The sequence below is a fragment of the Edwardsiella tarda ATCC 15947 = NBRC 105688 genome (assembly GCF_003113495.2).
Classification (GTDB): Bacteria; Pseudomonadota; Gammaproteobacteria; order Enterobacterales; family Enterobacteriaceae; genus Edwardsiella; species Edwardsiella tarda.
In genome coordinates, this window is sequence record NZ_CP084506.1 from 1,946,011 (window position 1) to 1,961,776 (window position 15,766).

At 58.3% G+C, this 15,766-nt stretch carries 13 protein-coding genes; 7 read left to right on the forward strand and 6 right to left on the reverse strand.

Annotated elements, in window-relative coordinates; translation table 11 throughout:
* Window positions 1-45 precede the first annotated feature (45 nt).
* Window positions 46-1,989 carry an exoribonuclease II gene (locus DCL27_RS08970; protein ID WP_005293451.1) on the forward strand — a complete coding sequence of 648 codons (1,944 nt, stop codon included), beginning with the start codon at window positions 46-48 and terminating at the stop codon, window positions 1,987-1,989.
* 79 nt (window positions 1,990-2,068) lie between these two features.
* Here the strand turns inward: DCL27_RS08970 and DCL27_RS08975 are convergent, their stop codons facing one another.
* Window positions 2,069-3,373 carry an SLC5/6 family protein gene (locus tag DCL27_RS08975; protein WP_005293448.1) on the reverse strand — a complete coding sequence of 435 codons (1,305 nt, stop codon included), beginning with the start codon at window positions 3,371-3,373 and terminating at the stop codon, window positions 2,069-2,071.
* 632 nt (window positions 3,374-4,005) lie between these two features.
* Between DCL27_RS08975 and DCL27_RS08980 the strand changes: the two genes are divergently transcribed.
* Entirely contained in the window at window positions 4,006-4,596 is a 591-nt protein-coding gene (locus tag DCL27_RS08980; RefSeq protein ID WP_005293446.1) for an NAD(P)H-dependent oxidoreductase, read from the forward strand.
* Window positions 4,597-4,667: 71 nt separating this feature from the next.
* Here the strand turns inward: DCL27_RS08980 and pepT are convergent, their stop codons facing one another.
* Complete coding sequence (gene pepT / locus DCL27_RS08985) at window positions 4,668-5,903, reverse strand: peptidase T (RefSeq protein WP_005285491.1); 1,236 nt, start codon at window positions 5,901-5,903, stop codon at window positions 4,668-4,670.
* 690 nt (window positions 5,904-6,593) lie between these two features.
* Between pepT and potA the strand changes: the two genes are divergently transcribed.
* From potA to potD, 5 genes are all read left to right on the forward strand, one after another.
* Window positions 6,594-7,727, forward strand: a complete 1,134-nt coding sequence (potA, locus tag DCL27_RS08990; protein WP_005285486.1) for a spermidine/putrescine ABC transporter ATP-binding protein PotA — start codon at window positions 6,594-6,596, stop codon at window positions 7,725-7,727.
* Entirely contained in the window at window positions 7,711-8,577 is an 867-nt protein-coding gene (gene potB / locus DCL27_RS08995; protein ID WP_005285485.1) for a spermidine/putrescine ABC transporter permease PotB, read from the forward strand. Before potA ends, potB begins: the two co-directional genes overlap by 17 nt.
* Window positions 8,578-8,745: 168 nt before the next feature.
* A complete protein-coding gene (gene potC / locus DCL27_RS09000; protein WP_005285484.1) occupies window positions 8,746-9,522 on the forward strand; it encodes a spermidine/putrescine ABC transporter permease PotC in 777 nt (258 codons plus the stop codon).
* Between the two features lie 430 nt (window positions 9,523-9,952).
* On the forward strand, window positions 9,953-11,284 hold the full coding sequence (cadB, locus tag DCL27_RS09005; RefSeq protein ID WP_035598592.1) for a cadaverine/lysine antiporter: 1,332 nt from the start codon (window positions 9,953-9,955) through the stop codon (window positions 11,282-11,284).
* Window positions 11,285-11,472: 188 nt separating this feature from the next.
* Window positions 11,473-12,531, forward strand: coding sequence for a spermidine/putrescine ABC transporter substrate-binding protein PotD (gene potD, locus DCL27_RS09010; RefSeq protein WP_005285480.1), 1,059 nt, complete (start codon window positions 11,473-11,475; stop codon window positions 12,529-12,531).
* A gap of 45 nt (window positions 12,532-12,576) precedes the next feature.
* Here potD and ycfP read toward each other — a convergent pair whose 3' ends face one another.
* The 4 genes from ycfP to lpoB all read right to left on the reverse strand — a co-directional run bounded on the left by ycfP (window position 12,577) and on the right by lpoB (window position 15,746).
* On the reverse strand, window positions 12,577-13,119 hold the full coding sequence (gene ycfP, locus DCL27_RS09015; RefSeq protein WP_228594422.1) for an alpha/beta hydrolase YcfP: 543 nt from the start codon (window positions 13,117-13,119) through the stop codon (window positions 12,577-12,579).
* 118 nt (window positions 13,120-13,237) lie between these two features.
* The gene (gene nagZ / locus DCL27_RS09020) at window positions 13,238-14,272 is read right to left on the reverse strand and encodes a beta-N-acetylhexosaminidase (RefSeq protein WP_005293432.1); all 1,035 of its coding nucleotides are present in this window, start codon (window positions 14,270-14,272) and stop codon (window positions 13,238-13,240) included.
* A gap of 39 nt (window positions 14,273-14,311) precedes the next feature.
* Window positions 14,312-15,166 carry a phosphotransferase gene (locus DCL27_RS09025; protein ID WP_035598595.1) on the reverse strand — a complete coding sequence of 285 codons (855 nt, stop codon included), beginning with the start codon at window positions 15,164-15,166 and terminating at the stop codon, window positions 14,312-14,314.
* Window positions 15,156-15,746, reverse strand: coding sequence for a penicillin-binding protein activator LpoB (lpoB, locus tag DCL27_RS09030; RefSeq protein ID WP_005285470.1), 591 nt, complete (start codon window positions 15,744-15,746; stop codon window positions 15,156-15,158). Before lpoB ends, DCL27_RS09025 begins: the two co-directional genes overlap by 11 nt.
* Window positions 15,747-15,766 lie beyond the last annotated feature (20 nt).

The following is a 15,766-nucleotide window of genomic DNA, read 5'->3' on the forward strand; positions in this document are numbered from 1 at the left end:
TTGGTCGCCACGATCATTTATCAGCCGGAATCACTATTTCACATTATGTTTCAGGACAATCCGCTGCTTGCCCAGCTAAAACAGCAACTTCACTCGCAAACCCCCCGCGTAGAAGGCGTGGTCAAGGGGACCGACAAAGGCTTTGGCTTTCTCGAGGTTGACGCGCAGAAAAGCTATTTCATTCCGCCGCCGCAGATGAAGAAGGTAATGCACGGTGACCGCGTTCGCGCCGCCGTCCAGATTGATAAGGAACGTGAAATCGCCGAGCCGGAGGAGCTGATCGAGCCGTTCCTGACCCGCTTCGTCGGCCGTATTCAGAAGAAGGCCAACGATGATCGCCTGTCCATCATCCCCGATCATCCGCTGCTGAAGGACAGCATCGGCTGCCGTCCGGCACGTGGACTGGATCGCGCCTTCCAACAGGGTGACTGGGTCTTGGCCGAGATGCGCCGCCACCCGCTGAAGGGCGATCGCGGCTTCTTCGCCGAGATCACCACCTTCATCACCGATGGCGACGACCATTTTGCCCCCTGGTGGGTGACCCTGGCGCGTCACGATCTGGCACGTCAGGCGCCACAATGGCAGGCTGGCGAGATGTTGGATGAGGGACTGGTGCGGGAGGATCTCTCTGCCCTGCCCTTCGTCACCATCGACAGCGCCAGCACCGAAGATATGGACGATGCGCTGTATGTCGCGGACAATGCCGACGGTAGCCTGAAACTCACCATCGCCATCGCCGATCCGACCGCCTATGTCAGCGCCGATTGCCCGTTGGATGCCGAGGCGCGCCAGCGTGCCTTCACCACCTACCTGCCGGGCTTCAACATTCCGATGCTGCCGCGTGACCTCTCGGATGACTTGTGTTCGCTGCGTGCCGGTCAACGCCGTCCGGTGCTGGCCTGCGAAGTCACCATCGACGCCGATGGTAGCCTGCGCGACGATATCCGCTTCTTTAGCGGCTGGATCGAATCCAAGGCCAAGTTGGTTTATGACCAGGTCTCCGACTGGCTGGAAGGCTGCGGCGACTGGCAGCCGAACGATGCGGCCATCGCCGAGCAGATCCGCCTGCTGCACCGCGTCGCCAACGCCCGTACCGCCTGGCGCCAGCAGCATGCACTGGTATTCCGCGATCGCCCCGACTACCGTTTCATTCTCGATGATAACGGCGACGTGCGCGACATCGTCGCCGAACCACGCCGCGTCGCTAACCGCATCGTCGAAGAGTGCATGATCACCGCCAACGTCTGCGCGGCGCTGGTGCTGCGTGAGCGTCTCGGCTTCGGGATCTACAACACCCATACCGGTTTCGATCCGGCGCTGGTCGAGCAGGCCGTCTCGCTGCTGGCCGCCAACGACGTCGCCGCCAACGCCGAGGCGCTGCTGACGCTGGAGGGCTTCTGCACCCTGCGTCGCCACCTGGATTCGCTGCCGAGTACCTTCCTCGACAGCCGTATTCGTCGCTTCCAGACCTTCGCCGAGATCAGCACCGAGCCGGGACCGCACTTCGGCCTGGGCCTGGAGGCCTATGCCACCTGGACCTCGCCGATCCGTAAGTATGGCGATATGGTCAACCATCGTCTGTTGAAGGCGCTGATCGCCGACCAGCCGACCTCACGTCCGGATGCGGCCATGACCCTGCAACTGGCCGAGCGCCGTCGCCAAAACCGCATGGCGGAACGTGACGTCGGCGATTGGTTGTACGCCCGCTTCCTGAAGGACAAGGTGAACGCCCCGACGCCGTTCAACGCGGAGATCATCGACATCTCACGCGGCGGCATGCGAGTACGTCTGCTGGATAACGGTGCGGTCGCCTTCGTCCCCGCCTCCTTCATCCATGCGGTACGCGACGAGCTGGTATGTAGCCAAGAGAGCGGCACCATCCAGGTGAAAGGCGAAGTCGTCTTCCGCCAGGGTGACACCGTGCCGGTGACCCTCAGCGAGGTGCGCCTCGACACGCGCAGCCTGATCGCTCGCCCGTTCAGCGCCTAACGCACGACGCGTTCGCCTGTCACCCCAACCCGCGGGCCGTCTTCCGGCTGCCCGCGGGTATGTCTCCCCATGAAATCGCTTAGGAAAAGGCCAACAACGGCGAGATACACAGCAAGATCCCGGTAATGATCACCAGCCACAGGGTCGGCGTCTTCAGGCGATGCAACGCCGGCACGCGGTACACCAACCACGCGGGGATCAGGCAACCGACCAGGCCGAAGATCGGACTACAGACCGAGGTGAAGCTGAGGATCGGCAGATTGGTGACCTGCGCCCCCCACGCCATGAAGATGATGGCGATGGTCACGCAACGACGGATCAGTCGTTGATCCAAGGTCTCTCCCGGCCGAAAGCGTTGTAACGCATTGATCACCAACCCCATACACGCCTCACGAAAACCAAGAAACACCCCGAAAAATGAGGTCACCACGGCGAACAAGTTAATCACGATCCCGACCACCGTCACCCAGGCGCCGGGAATATACTGCGCGGTAATGGCCAGCGATGAGATATTCTGTTGGCTCGCCTGGACGGCGCTCTCATGCGACATGCCCAGCGAAAACGACAGCGCATAAAAGAAGACGATGACGAACAGGATCACGAAGGCCACAGTCATCGCCCGCTGCGACTTATAGCGGGCAACGGCGATACTGACATTCTTGGCTCGGTAGGCGATCACCATCGGGCTGAGCGATTGAATAAACAGAATCGAGGTCAGGGTAAAGGGTAGCGTGATGATGGCATTCTTGATCAGCTCGCCCGTCGGCGGCAGTGGGCCAATGTTGGCGACATCCCAGTGCGGCACCATCAGGATACCCAGCATCGTCACCGCCAGCAGCACGGTGATCGCCATTCCCCCGGAAAGGCTGAACAACAGACGCTCGCTTACCGCGGCGATGAACACCAAGAGGCAGATCAACCCCAGGCCATACAGTGGGTTCTGCGACAGTAGCGAGGTCGTCACCTCAAAGGTGTGTAAGTAGGAGGCGCTATCGTTGGTGATCGCCAAGGTATAGACGAATACCCAGATGATCAACATGATAAAATAGAGGATACCTAACGTTATTCCCCAGTTCTTCCCCAAATAACCGCTGATCACCCCGGGATAGTCGTTACACTCCGCCGACTCGGCCAGCGTATTGATAAACAGGCGTTGGAACAAATACATCGCCGGATATCCAATCACCGCCGAAAGCAGAAAGACCCACAACCCCATCAAGCCAACCTGCACGGGCAGAAACACAATGCCCGCGCCGATGGCCATCCCGATGCTCATGGTGATCCAAGCAATATCCGTACTATCGAAACGGGTGGCGGCGCGCCATTGCGCGTTATCCATCCCGGCGGCGAGCGCCCGAGCACTCGCCATGGTATTCTCCTTCATTGACTGACTCCCTGTCGGCTAATTGGCCATATACTAGCTTTTCATTCTGCTGTAACGGCACGGCGATGGAGGCCCATCGCGACCCCTCGTTTTATTTTTCTATCCGCACCAACCTAGCACGACAGATGAGAAAAGGGTGCCTCTTTCCTCCTCCCCCTGAATGCCTTGGCAGAGAAAATTTTCTCTCGGCACGATATTGCGCCATGCTTCGCCCGTTTATGACCATAATCTCTGGTAGCGCATGGTGTTACCTTGGTCATTACATTAACCAATACATTGATATAATTACCATTTTAACAAAAAGATCTCACGAGTTCGCTGGCGATATAACTTGTTCCCGATCACGGGCTACCTATGTCGATCAAGGCGATTACAGAGCACGATTTTGCACTGACGGCGGATCTGCGCCACAGAATGGAAACACGACACGGTGCTATGCTTTTTTACGGCGCCTTCCTAGTGAAATCTAACGCATCTACGCGCTCGTTAGCGCATGGAAAAACCGGGGACACGTCACCGCCACGACCCTTTTAGTGCCTTACCTCCCGCGCAATGGTTCCAATGTAATAATCATAGTGATAATTTCATCGGCAGGTAAATTTAACCGCGTATCGGGAATATCGGAGTCTCTTATGAGTCGCATTCTACTGCTTAACGGCATGAAAAAATTTGGCCACTCCAACGGCCTGCTGAACACCACCCTGCACGATTGCGCCCACGATCTGTTGAGCGAATGGGGGCATGAGTTGCGCGCCACCACCATCGATCAGGGCTACCAAATCGAACAAGAGGTCGAGAATATCCTGTGGGCAGACTACATTATTTATCAAATGCCGGGATGGTGGATGGGTGAGCCGTGGATCGTTAAGAAATACCTGGATGACGTATTTACCGCCGGTCATGGCCGCCTGTACACCAACGATGGCCGCACGCGCTCCGATGCCAGCAAGAAGTATGGCTCCGGCGGCCTACTACAGGACAAACAGTATATGCTGTCACTGACCTGGAATGCGCCCCAAGAGGCCTTCGACGATCCGGCACAGTTCTTCCAAGGACAAGGCATCGATGGTGTCTATCTCCATTTCCATAAGGCCAACCAGTTCCTTGGCATGCGCCCACTGCCGACCTTCCTGTGCACCGATGTGATCAAACGCCCGGACGTCGAGCATAACCTGGCGCGCTATCATGCGCACCTGGCCGAGCTCTTCCGCCCCGCACGTTAACGATACGGACCTTAGCTTGACTATCCCGCGCGGCGTATCACTCCCTCGCCACGCCGCGCGGCCATTTAGCTTTACGCGTTACGTGCACGCTCGGCGGTCAGCTCGGCGATACGCATGATCACCGCCACCGCCTTCTCCATTCCCTCTAGGGTAATGAACTCATGCTTACCGTGGAAGTTGTAGCCGCCGGTAAACAGGTTCGGACAAGGCAGCCCGCGGAAGGAGAGCTGGGCCCCATCGGTGCCGCCACGGATCGGGCGCTCGATCGGCTCGATATCCAGATCGCGCATCGCCTGGCGCGCCAGCGCGACGATATGCGGGTGCTTCGCGACCTCATCGCGCATGTTGTAGTAGGTATCGTCCAGCGTCACCTCGATATAGCACTCCGGATGTAGCCCCTGGCCAACCTGCTTGGCGATGTCCATGATGCGCTTCTTACGCGCCTCGAACCCTTCGCGGCTGAAGTCACGCACGATGTAGTGCATCTCGGCCTTCTCGACGCTGCCCTTCATCGAAACCAGGTGGTAGAACCCTTCGTAGCCCTCGGTCAACTCGGGGACTTCCGCCGCCGGCAGCAACGCATGAATCCGGTTGGCCAGCCCCAAGGCGTTGACCATCACCCCCTTGGCGCTGCCGGGATGCACATTGTTGCCATTGATCTTGATCGACACCGAAGCGGCGTTGAAGTTTTCACACTCCAACTCCCCGACGCCGCCGCCATCGACGGTATAGGCCCACTCGGCGTCGAAGGCGGCGACATCGAAGTGTTGCGCCCCCTTGCCCACCTCTTCGTCTGGCGTGAAGGCGACACGGATCTCCCCATGCGGCACATCGCTTTGCTTGAGGCGAGCCAACGCGGTCATGATCTCGGCGATCCCCGACTTATCATCGGCGCCCAGCAGCGTCTTCCCATCGGTGGTGATCAGCGTCTGCCCCAGCAGTTGGTGCAACACCGGGAACATCACCGGCGACAGGATCTCATCACCGACACCGAGGGCGATGTCGCCACCGCGATAATTCTCCACGATCTGCGGATTCACATTCTTCCCGCTGGCATCGGGCGCGGTATCCATATGGGAGATGAAACCGATGGTCGGTACCGGCCAATCGACGTTAGCCGGCAGCGTCGCCATCACGCAACCATGTTCGCTCAGTGTCACCTGCTCCAACCCCAACGCCGTCAACTCGCTCTGTAGGACGCGAGCCAGTTTCAGTTGGCCCTCGGTGCTCGGCACCTGGCGTACACCCGGCTTGGACTGTGTGTCAAAAGAGACATAGTTAAGAAAACGATCAAGTAAGTTATTCATTTGCTATTTTCCCCATTCTTGTCGCCCCATTATGCGGAGCCGCTCTCGGCCGAATATTGCGTCAGGTCATTTTGAATGATATTTGCTTTTGTCTACCAGCGAAAAAACCTGATCGGACAGGGGATTGACACGAAATGACTCCTCGCGACCTCGCCTACCTGCTGCCGCATCACTCACTCTTTAGCCGTTTTGACGGGATGCGCGGCCATTCGCTCAGGCCGCTCGGGAGACACACCACAACCGGCGAGCGCGCTAAACGCCCTCATCCCACGATGAGTCCGTCAGCCAAGGAGCCCCACTCTCCGCCGGATCTTCGTCGCCACGGCCCTTCCCGCCAACGCCTCGGTCAGATCGGTGAACGTAGGATGGCTCTCCCTCTCCGTTGAGTGCCCGTTGCTGGAGATCCCGCGCGCCATTCTCTCTCCGCCAGCCGATGTGCGCCGCATGCGCACCTTGCCTCTTGGCGCCGAATTTGTCGGTGAGCCTCAGCCAACTGCTGGGATTTCGAGAGGAAATTGGCGAATTCTGCCCGCGCTAGCTTTCAATTATTCTCCGCAGGGTCTATCATGCGCGCTCTAAAAATTTGATTGACGCCGCTGGTTTCGAGCGCGGGATAACTCCGCGGCTCACGCAGTCTTTTTCAGCGGCGGTTCTATCTGCAACATCTCTCGGGATAGAGTAACTAAATAAATGACTGAGACTTCCTCTGTAGACTCGCAAACGCTTCCGGTCGTATGCCTGACCCAAATCCGTAAATCGTTTGATGGCAAAGCGATCATCAACGATCTCGATCTCACCATCAATCATGGTGAATTTCTGACTATCCTTGGCCCCTCAGGCTGTGGCAAGACCACGGTACTGCGTCTGATCGCGGGTCTCGAGGAGGTCGACAGCGGCCAGGTGGTGCTGGATGGTGAAGAGATCACCCATCTGCCCGCCGAGCAGCGCCACGTCAATACCGTCTTCCAGAGTTATGCGCTCTTCCCGCACATGACGGTATTCGAAAACGTGGCGTTCGGTCTGCGCATGCAGAAGACACCGCGCGATGAGATCACGCCGCGTGTCATGGATGCCCTGCGCATGGTGCAGTTGGATGAGATGGCGCAGCGCCGTCCCCACCAACTCTCCGGTGGTCAGCAACAGCGCGTCGCCATCGCCCGTGCGGTCGTCAACAAGCCACGCGTCCTGTTGCTGGATGAGTCGCTGTCGGCGCTGGACTACAAACTGCGTAAACAGATGCAGAATGAGCTGAAGGCGCTACAACGCAAACTGGGCATCACCTTTATCTTCGTCACCCACGATCAGGAAGAGGCGCTCACGATGTCGGACCGCATCGTGGTGATGCGCGATGGTCGTATCGAGCAAGACGGCACCCCGCGTGAGATTTATGAGGAGCCGAAAAATCTGTTTGTCGCCAGCTTTATCGGTGAAATCAACATCTTTGATGCCAGCGTATTGCATCGTATCGACGAGCAGCGCGTCCGCGCCAACGTCGAAGGGCGCGAGTGCGACATCTATGTCAATCCCGAGATGCATGTCGTCGCGGGGGATCGCCTGAAGGTGCTGCTGCGCCCGGAAGATCTGCGCGTCGAGGAGATCAGCGACAGCGAGCAGGTCGATGGCATCGTCGGCTACGTGCGCGAACGTAACTACAAGGGGATGACCCTGGAGTCCAGCGTCGAACTAGAAAATGGCAAGATGGTGATGGTCAGCGAGTTTTTCAACGAAGACGATCCGGATGTGGACCACTCGCTCAATCAGAAGATGGCGGTGACCTGGGTCGAGAGCTGGGAGGTGGTGCTGCCCGATGAAGAGATCGCGTAAGCTTTTCCAGAATGTGGTGATCACCATGGTAGTGGGCTGGCTGTCGCTGTTCGTCTTCCTGCCTAACCTGATGATCATCGCCACCAGCTTCCTGACCCGTGACGATGCCAATCTGGTGCGCATGGTATTCACCTGGGATAACTACCAGCGATTATTCGATCCGCTGTATGCCGAGGTGTTACTGCATTCGCTTAACATGGCGCTGATGGCGACCCTGAGTTGCCTGGTGATCGGCTACCCGTTCGCCTTTATCTTGGCGCGTCTACCGCATCGAGTACGTCCATTGCTGCTGTTTCTGCTGATCGTCCCCTTCTGGACCAACTCGCTGATCCGCATCTACGGGCTGAAGCTGTTCCTCAGTACACGCGGTTACCTCAACGAGTTTCTGTTATGGATCGGCCTCATCGATCAACCGTTACGCCTGATGTATACCTCGACGGCCGTGGTGCTCGGCCTGGTGTACATCCTGCTCCCCTTCATGGTGATGCCGCTCTATTCGAGCATCGAAAAGCTGGATCGCTCGGTGTTAGAGGCGGCCCGCGATCTCGGCGCCAACAAGCTGCACACCTTCCTGCGTATCATCGTACCGTTGACCATGCCGGGGATTGTCGCCGGTTGTCTGCTGGTGATGTTGCCATCGCTGGGGCTGTTCTATATCGCCGACCTCTTGGGCGGTGCCAAGAACCTATTGATCGGTAACGTCATTAAGAGCCAGTTCCTCAATATCCGCGACTGGCCGTTTGGCGCGGCCACCAGCATCTGTCTGACGCTGGTGATGGGCGTGATGCTGCTGATCTACTACCGCGTCGGTAAACTACTCAATCGCAAGGCCAGTGATTTGGGTGACTGATGGCGTCGCACGCGGCGCCATCACTGCCGCAGGGAAGCGACGGAATAGACGATGATATCCATTTGTTTTATTTGACGATATGTCAAATGGTTGGGAGAAGATAATCAAATTGTCCATGCTGCATAAGTACCACGGAGGCGTATGCCGCCACGCCCAGGAGGCACAGCCATGTTCGGTCGCCTGATGCGCGGAGGGTTCATGACCCTCGTCTACGCTTACTTATATATCCCTATCATTATTTTGATCGCCAACTCCTTTAACAGCTCGCGTTTTGGCATCAACTGGAAGCACTTTACCTTCGACTGGTACAGCACGCTGATGAATAACGACAGCCTGCTCCAGGCGGCGGGCCACTCGATCACCATGGCCGTGCTCTCCGCCACCTTTGCCACCCTGATCGGTTCACTGACGGCGGTGGCGCTATTCCGCTACCACTTTCGGGGCAAGCCTTTCGTTGGCGGCATGCTGTTCGTAGTAATGATGTCGCCGGATATTGTGATGGCGATCTCTCTACTGGTCCTATTTATGCTGTTGGGGGTCTCGCTCGGCTTCTGGTCACTGCTGTTCTCCCATATCACTTTCTGCCTGCCCTTCGTGGTGGTCACCGTTTTCTCGCGCCTGAAAGGATTCGACGTGCGGATGTTGGAAGCGGCGCGCGACCTCGGTGCCAGCGAGTTGGTTATCCTGCGCAAGATCCTGTTACCGCTGGCCATGCCGGCGGTGGCTGCCGGCTGGTTACTCAGCTTTACCCTGTCGATGGACGATGTGGTCGTTTCCTCCTTCGTCACCGGACCGAGCTATGAGATCCTGCCGTTGAAGATCTACTCGATGGTTAAGGTCGGCGTCTCACCAGAGGTCAACGCCTTAGCTACGATCCTGTTGGCGCTGTCGCTATTGCTGGTCCTCGCCAGCCAACTGATCCTGCGCGACCGTACCAAACACTGATCCCTGCATGTTGGCGGCCGTATGGGTCGCCAACACACGTCAACGTCGATAGACGGCTTTAAGTTGACTAACGTCGGCCGAATAGCCCGATAGTGCCCGCTGCACGCTGAGCATAAAAATATTTTTCCCATTCCCCTCTCAGAGTGGGGCATTTCTCCCCCCATTGACGCATTCTCCTCGGTTTTGGCTCGGCCAAACACCGGCACCCACTGCGCGCCCCTCCCGTGCAATGACCCCGCTCAAAACCGCTTACCACGTCAGGAAAGACGCGAAAAGACGAGAAAAAAGACAATTAAGTAATACATTAACCATACCAGTGGCTGTGATTCGAGTCACAAATTAACCTATAATTACGTCCAGGACTTGATTAATAACAGCGGCGCGCACCGTGAAGGAGCACGGTCACCACGTCAGTATTTACGGGGCTAACATGGCGTCTTCAAAAAAAATTGGGCTTTTCGCCTGCACGGGTATCGTCGCCGGTAACATGATGGGCAGCGGCATCGCGCTGTTACCGGCAAACCTCGCCAAAATTGGTTCCATTGCACTCTTTGGTTGGTTAATTGCCTTGGTCGGCGCCATGTCGTTGGCCTTTGTTTTTGCACGTTTGACAACACGCGATCCGCAGGTTGGCGGTCCCATCGCCTATGCCGGCCGCCTCGGCCCAGCCTTCGGCTTCCAAACGGCGGTGCTCTACTATCACGCCAACTGGATAGGTAACCTGGCCGACTGCCTGGCGGGGGTAGCCTACCTGTCGGTCTTCTTTCCCATGCTCAATCACCCGATCCCCGCCGGCATCGCCAGCATCGTCATCATCTGGATCATGGCCTTCATCAACCTGATGGGCGGGAGCTGGGTCAGCCGCCTGACCACCTTGGGATTGATCCTGGTGCTGCTCCCGGTCGTCGGTACCGCCATCGCCGGTTGGCACTGGTTCGATCCTGCGCTGTATCACGCCAACTGGAACACCACCCACAGCAGTAGCGGTGATGCCGTACTGCACAGTATCTTGATCTGCCTGTGGGCGTTTGTCGGCGTCGAGAGCGCCGCAGTAAGCTCAGGACTGGTGAAGAATGCGCAACGTACCGTGCCGCTGGCCACCATGCTGGGGACGGCATTGGCGGGGCTAGTCTACATCCTGGCAACCCAGGTGATGAGTGGCATGTTCCCCGCCGCGACCATGGCGGCGACCGGTGCCCCCTTCGCCGCCAGTGCCGCCATGATCCTCGGCGGCTGGGCCGCGCCGGTGGTGTCCGCCTTCACCGCCTTCGCCTGCCTGGCGGCATTAGGCTCGTGGATGATGTTAGTCGGCCAAGCCGGGGTGCGCGCCGCGCGCGACGGTAACTTCCCCAAGATCTATGGTGAGGTCGATGCCAACGGGGTGCCGCGCAAGGGGATCATCCTGTCGGCGCTGAAAATGACCGCGCTGATGGCGCTGATGACCTTCTTGGCCAGTAGTGGTGCCAAGACCTCCGATATCTTCGGTAATCTGATCGGCATCGCCGTATTGTTAACCATGCTGCCCTACTTTTACTCCTGCGTGGCGCTGATCCGCCTGGAGGGGGCCTCACTGCATCACCTCTTGAGCCTGACGGCCGCCACCCTGGGCTGCTTGTTCTGTTTTATCGCACTGAGTGGCGCAGAGTCGGTCAAGCTGGCGCTCACCTTCATCATCAGCCTGAGCATCCTGATGTTCTACGCGCGCCGCCAGGGGGCGCACGAGCAAGCCTACGCCCGTCTCAATCGAGGCACCCCGCGCTAAACGTACCACGCAGGCCGTCCGCTTTCCTTGCCGGGCGGCCTGTTCAGCGCCCCACCTCGACCATTGACGCTTTACCCCCGTCCGACGCGCTCCTATAATAGCCGCCCTGTTTGTTGTGGTTCGCCCAGGCGTTCCGGCGGCGGACAGCTCCATCTTCTGTTTCGACCTTCACTATAGGGATACGCTGAATGAAAAAGTGGTCACCTCTGGTAGCCGCAGGTTTGCTGGCATGCGGGAGCCATGCTGCATACGCTGCCGATGCGCCGAAAACTGACAATAACACTGTCTATTTCTACAACTGGACCGAATATGTACCGCCGGGGCTGCTGGAGCAGTTCACTAAGGAGACGGGCATCAAGGTCATTTATTCGACCTACGAATCTAACGAGACCATGTACGCCAAACTGAAGACGTACAAGGACGGGGCCTATGATCTGGTGGTGCCTTCCACCTACTATGTGGCCAAGATGCGTAACGAAGGGATGCTGCAAAAGATCGACCACAGCAAACTGAGTAACTTCCATAACCTGGACCCGAATCTGTTGCACAAGTCCTTCGACCCGAAGAACGACTACTCTATCCCGTATATCTGGGGAGCGACGGCGATCGGCGTCAACAGCGATGCGATCGATCCCGCCACCATCACCAGTTGGGCCGACCTGTGGAAACCCGAGTATAAAGGTAGCCTGCTGTTGACGGATGACGCGCGTGAAGTCTTCCAGATCGCCCTGCGTAAACTGGGCTACTCGGGTAACACCACCGATCCCAAACAGATCCAGGCCGCCTATGCGGAGTTAGTGAAACTGATGCCCAATGTCCTGGCCTTTAACTCCGACAACCCGGCCAATCCGTTCATGGAGGGAGAGGTCAATCTGGGGATGATCTGGAACGGCTCGGCCTACGTGGCGCGCCAAGCCGGCACACCGGTACAGATCGTCTGGCCGAAAGAGGGCGCCATTTTCTGGATGGATAGCCTGGCCATTCCGGCCAACGCCAAGAACCCGGAGGGGGCGCTGAAGCTGATCAACTTCCTGCTACGCCCTGAGATCGCGGCACAAGTAGCCGAAACCATCGGCTACCCGACGCCAAACCTGGCGGCACAAAAACTGTTGCCGAAAGAGGTGGTCGGCGATAAGTCACTCTACCCGGATGCGGAAACCATCGCCAAGGGCGAATGGCAGAACGATGTTGGCAGCGCCAGCGAGATCTACGAGACTGACTTCCAGAAACTGAAGGCGGGACGCTAAGCCACGCCCTACCCCGCGCGGGGGAGTCGACTCCCCCGCCCATCATCACGCCACGCTCTTAAAGGCGCGAATACGTTGGAGATGCGGTGATAAGCTCGGGAACTTATGCCCCTGCTGCTCATCCCACACCACCTCATAGTAGGGGCCCAACAAGGCGGCGCTACGCGCACTATCCAACGCCTCATCATGACGCGACAACAACACCAACGCGCGTCCCCGATTTTTACTCCGAAAGTTATCCACACACTTGGTTGCGATGTCGGCATACTCCTCGGGGCGATCGATCAACTCGAGCATGGTCTCCTGCGGAAAGAGATTCGGGTTGACCAAGACCTGACGGATACCGCAGAGGAAACCGATGCGCTCAGCCCAGTAGCCCCCCAAGCCGACGCCACAGATCAGCGCACGCTCATCACCGCCCTGCTGTACCACGCGATGCACCTCGTTCAGCAGATGCTGCATATCATGGCGCGGATGACGCGTGCTATAGCTGACTAAGCGCACGTCCGGATCGATAAACTGCAACTGCAACACCTTTTGATGATTCCCCGGACTGGTGGAATCGAAACCATGCAGATAAATAATCATCTCTCTCCCTAGGCGGTTTCCCGCGCTGATTCTTACGTCCCACAGGCGGCATCGTCACGAGGCGAGGATGCCGCCGGGCCGTTACGCCGCAGCTCGCACGGCAATGATACAGCGGTCGCTATGCCTGCACACCGGCCGCCTTGGCCTCTTCCCAACGCTGCTGTAATCGCTGTAGCTCTTGATGCGCCTGCTGCCAACGCGCGCTGGCACGCAACGCTTGACCATCGACCACGCCACGATGATACAGGCTCGCGATACGCGCCGTTCCCTCGGCTCGCAGATTGTCCAACACGCTGACCGCGCCCTGGCGATTGTTACACACCAGAATCATGTCACAACCGGCATCCAGAGAGGCTTGCGCCCGCTGAGCATAGTCGCCCAATACCGCCGCGCCATTCATCGACAGATCGTCCGAGAAGATCACCCCCTCGAAGCCTAATTCCTGACGCAATACCTGCCGTAACCAGTAAGGTGAGCCGCTGGCCGGGCGCGGATCGACCTGAGGGAAGATCACGTGTGCCGGCATCACCGCGTCCAGTTTCGCGCGGGCATTCAGCTCACTGAAAATAACCATATCATGCTCAAGGATTTGCGCCAGAGGGCGATCGTCGATCGGCGTCTCTTTATGTGAATCCGCGCTCACCTTACCGTGCCCCGGGAAATGCTTACCGGTCGCCTTCATTCCCGCCTGATGCATGCCATCGATGAAGGCCTCGGCCAATGGAATCGCCTGCTCTGGCTGACGGTGGAAGGCGCGTTCGCCGATAGCGGCGCTACCATGCCCCAGATCCAGAACCGGAGCAAAGCTGAGATCGATATCCATGGCGATCATCTCACATGCCATCAACCAGCCGCCCTCTAACGCGAGGCGTCGCGCCTCTGCGGGCGAATTCAACGCGCCATAGGCCTGCGCCGCGGGTAAGCGTGTAAATCCCTGATGGAAACGCTGCACCCGTCCCCCCTCTTGATCGACGCTCACCAAGATGCGCTGACGCGAAACTTGACGGATCTGGCGCACCAACTCACGCAACTGCTCAGTATCATGAAAGTTACGGCTGAACAGGATCAGGCCGCCGACCAACGGATGATTGAGGATTTCACGCTCTTCGGCATCCAACTCATAGCCGACAACATCCAGCATTACAGGACCCACACCACTTCTCCTTTCTGGCGGCGCGCCGCGCCGCATCACTCATTGGCTTAGATGATTCAGCAGGGCATCGGCCTGCTGACGATAACTCGGTTGTTGGCTCTGTTGCCAACGCAGTTCGAACCAGAGCCAGGCCATATAATCGACCCAGCCCAACCAGCGTTCGACCTGGCGCGTCAAGCGCTCGGGGGCGGCATAACCGCCGTGGCGACAATAATCGGCGACCAGCGCACGCCGGGCGGCGCGATCTAAGCCATAGTTACGGCTCAAGGCGGCCAGATCCAACGCGATATCGCCGCTGGCGGCATATTCCCAATCGATCAGCCGTAGCCCCTGCGCCGTCTCGATCAGATTACCGTCATGGATATCCATATGCAGCATGGTCAACTTCAGTGGGCGCGGCTCTCGACGACGCTGCCAGCGCCGATGGATCCGCTGAGCCTGAAAGGTGCGCCGTGCCGGCGCGAGACTATCCCAATAACCGGCGCAATAACGGCGCAACGTACGCAACGGCAGACGCGGAGGTAAACGGTGTAAATCGACCAGCAAGGACACCAGACGCGCACTGGGCGGCGATCCCGCCGCCAGCGGTTGCCCGGCCAACCAGTCGGCCAGTAACCAGCCGTCCAACACACCCTGACAGCCGGGACCTAACGCCGCCGCCGTGGCCAGGCGCAACGCCTGGCACTCATAACGCCGATCGATGCCTAACTGACGCCGCTGCATCGTACTGGGACGCAATAAAAAAGTGACACCGTCACTATTCTTTGCCCGCCAGTTAACGCCACTCAGGCCGCTGATCCGGTCAAATTGCCAATCATCGGCAAGCGTATCCGCGAAACGGCGGGCCAACAGCGCGCGTAACTCGGCTTCTGGAAGCGGAGACTCAGAGTGCAACAGGAGCCTTCCCAGACCAGATGATCTCGCCACTCTGTACCAGCATCAGCTGCATCGCTAAGTGGGGAGACTGAATATTGCCACTGACGGTGGTGTACAGCACATACTGCGCGTTCACCAGTCGCGCCAGGCTAATCGCCTTGCTACGCGATCCCAGACGATCGTTCGGCGACAATCCCAAACTCTGTTGCGCCTGCGCCAATTGCGCGGCAGAGACTAACTGAAAACGGCTCGCGCCAGACAGCGCGCTGCGCAACACCTCGCTAGCATTCGCCATACTCAGCTGGCCATTGGTCTTGTTCTGTACGCCATCGACCAGCAGCACCGCGCCAGATTCGATACCCTGAGCATTCAGCATTTGAGCAACCAGGGGCGCAAAGCTGCCCTGCCAGTCGACACTGCTCATTTTAGGCGGCTGCGGCACCGGCGTGACCGCAGGTGGCTGCGGCACTACGCTCGGCTTTGCCGGGGTCGTCGGTGCCGGCGGAGGCGGCGTAACCGGGGCTTCACCACGTGGCAATAACCCCTGACAGCCACTCAACATCAATGCAGCCAGCGTGACACCCATTATTTTTTTCATCGTGTTCAATCCTGTTTATC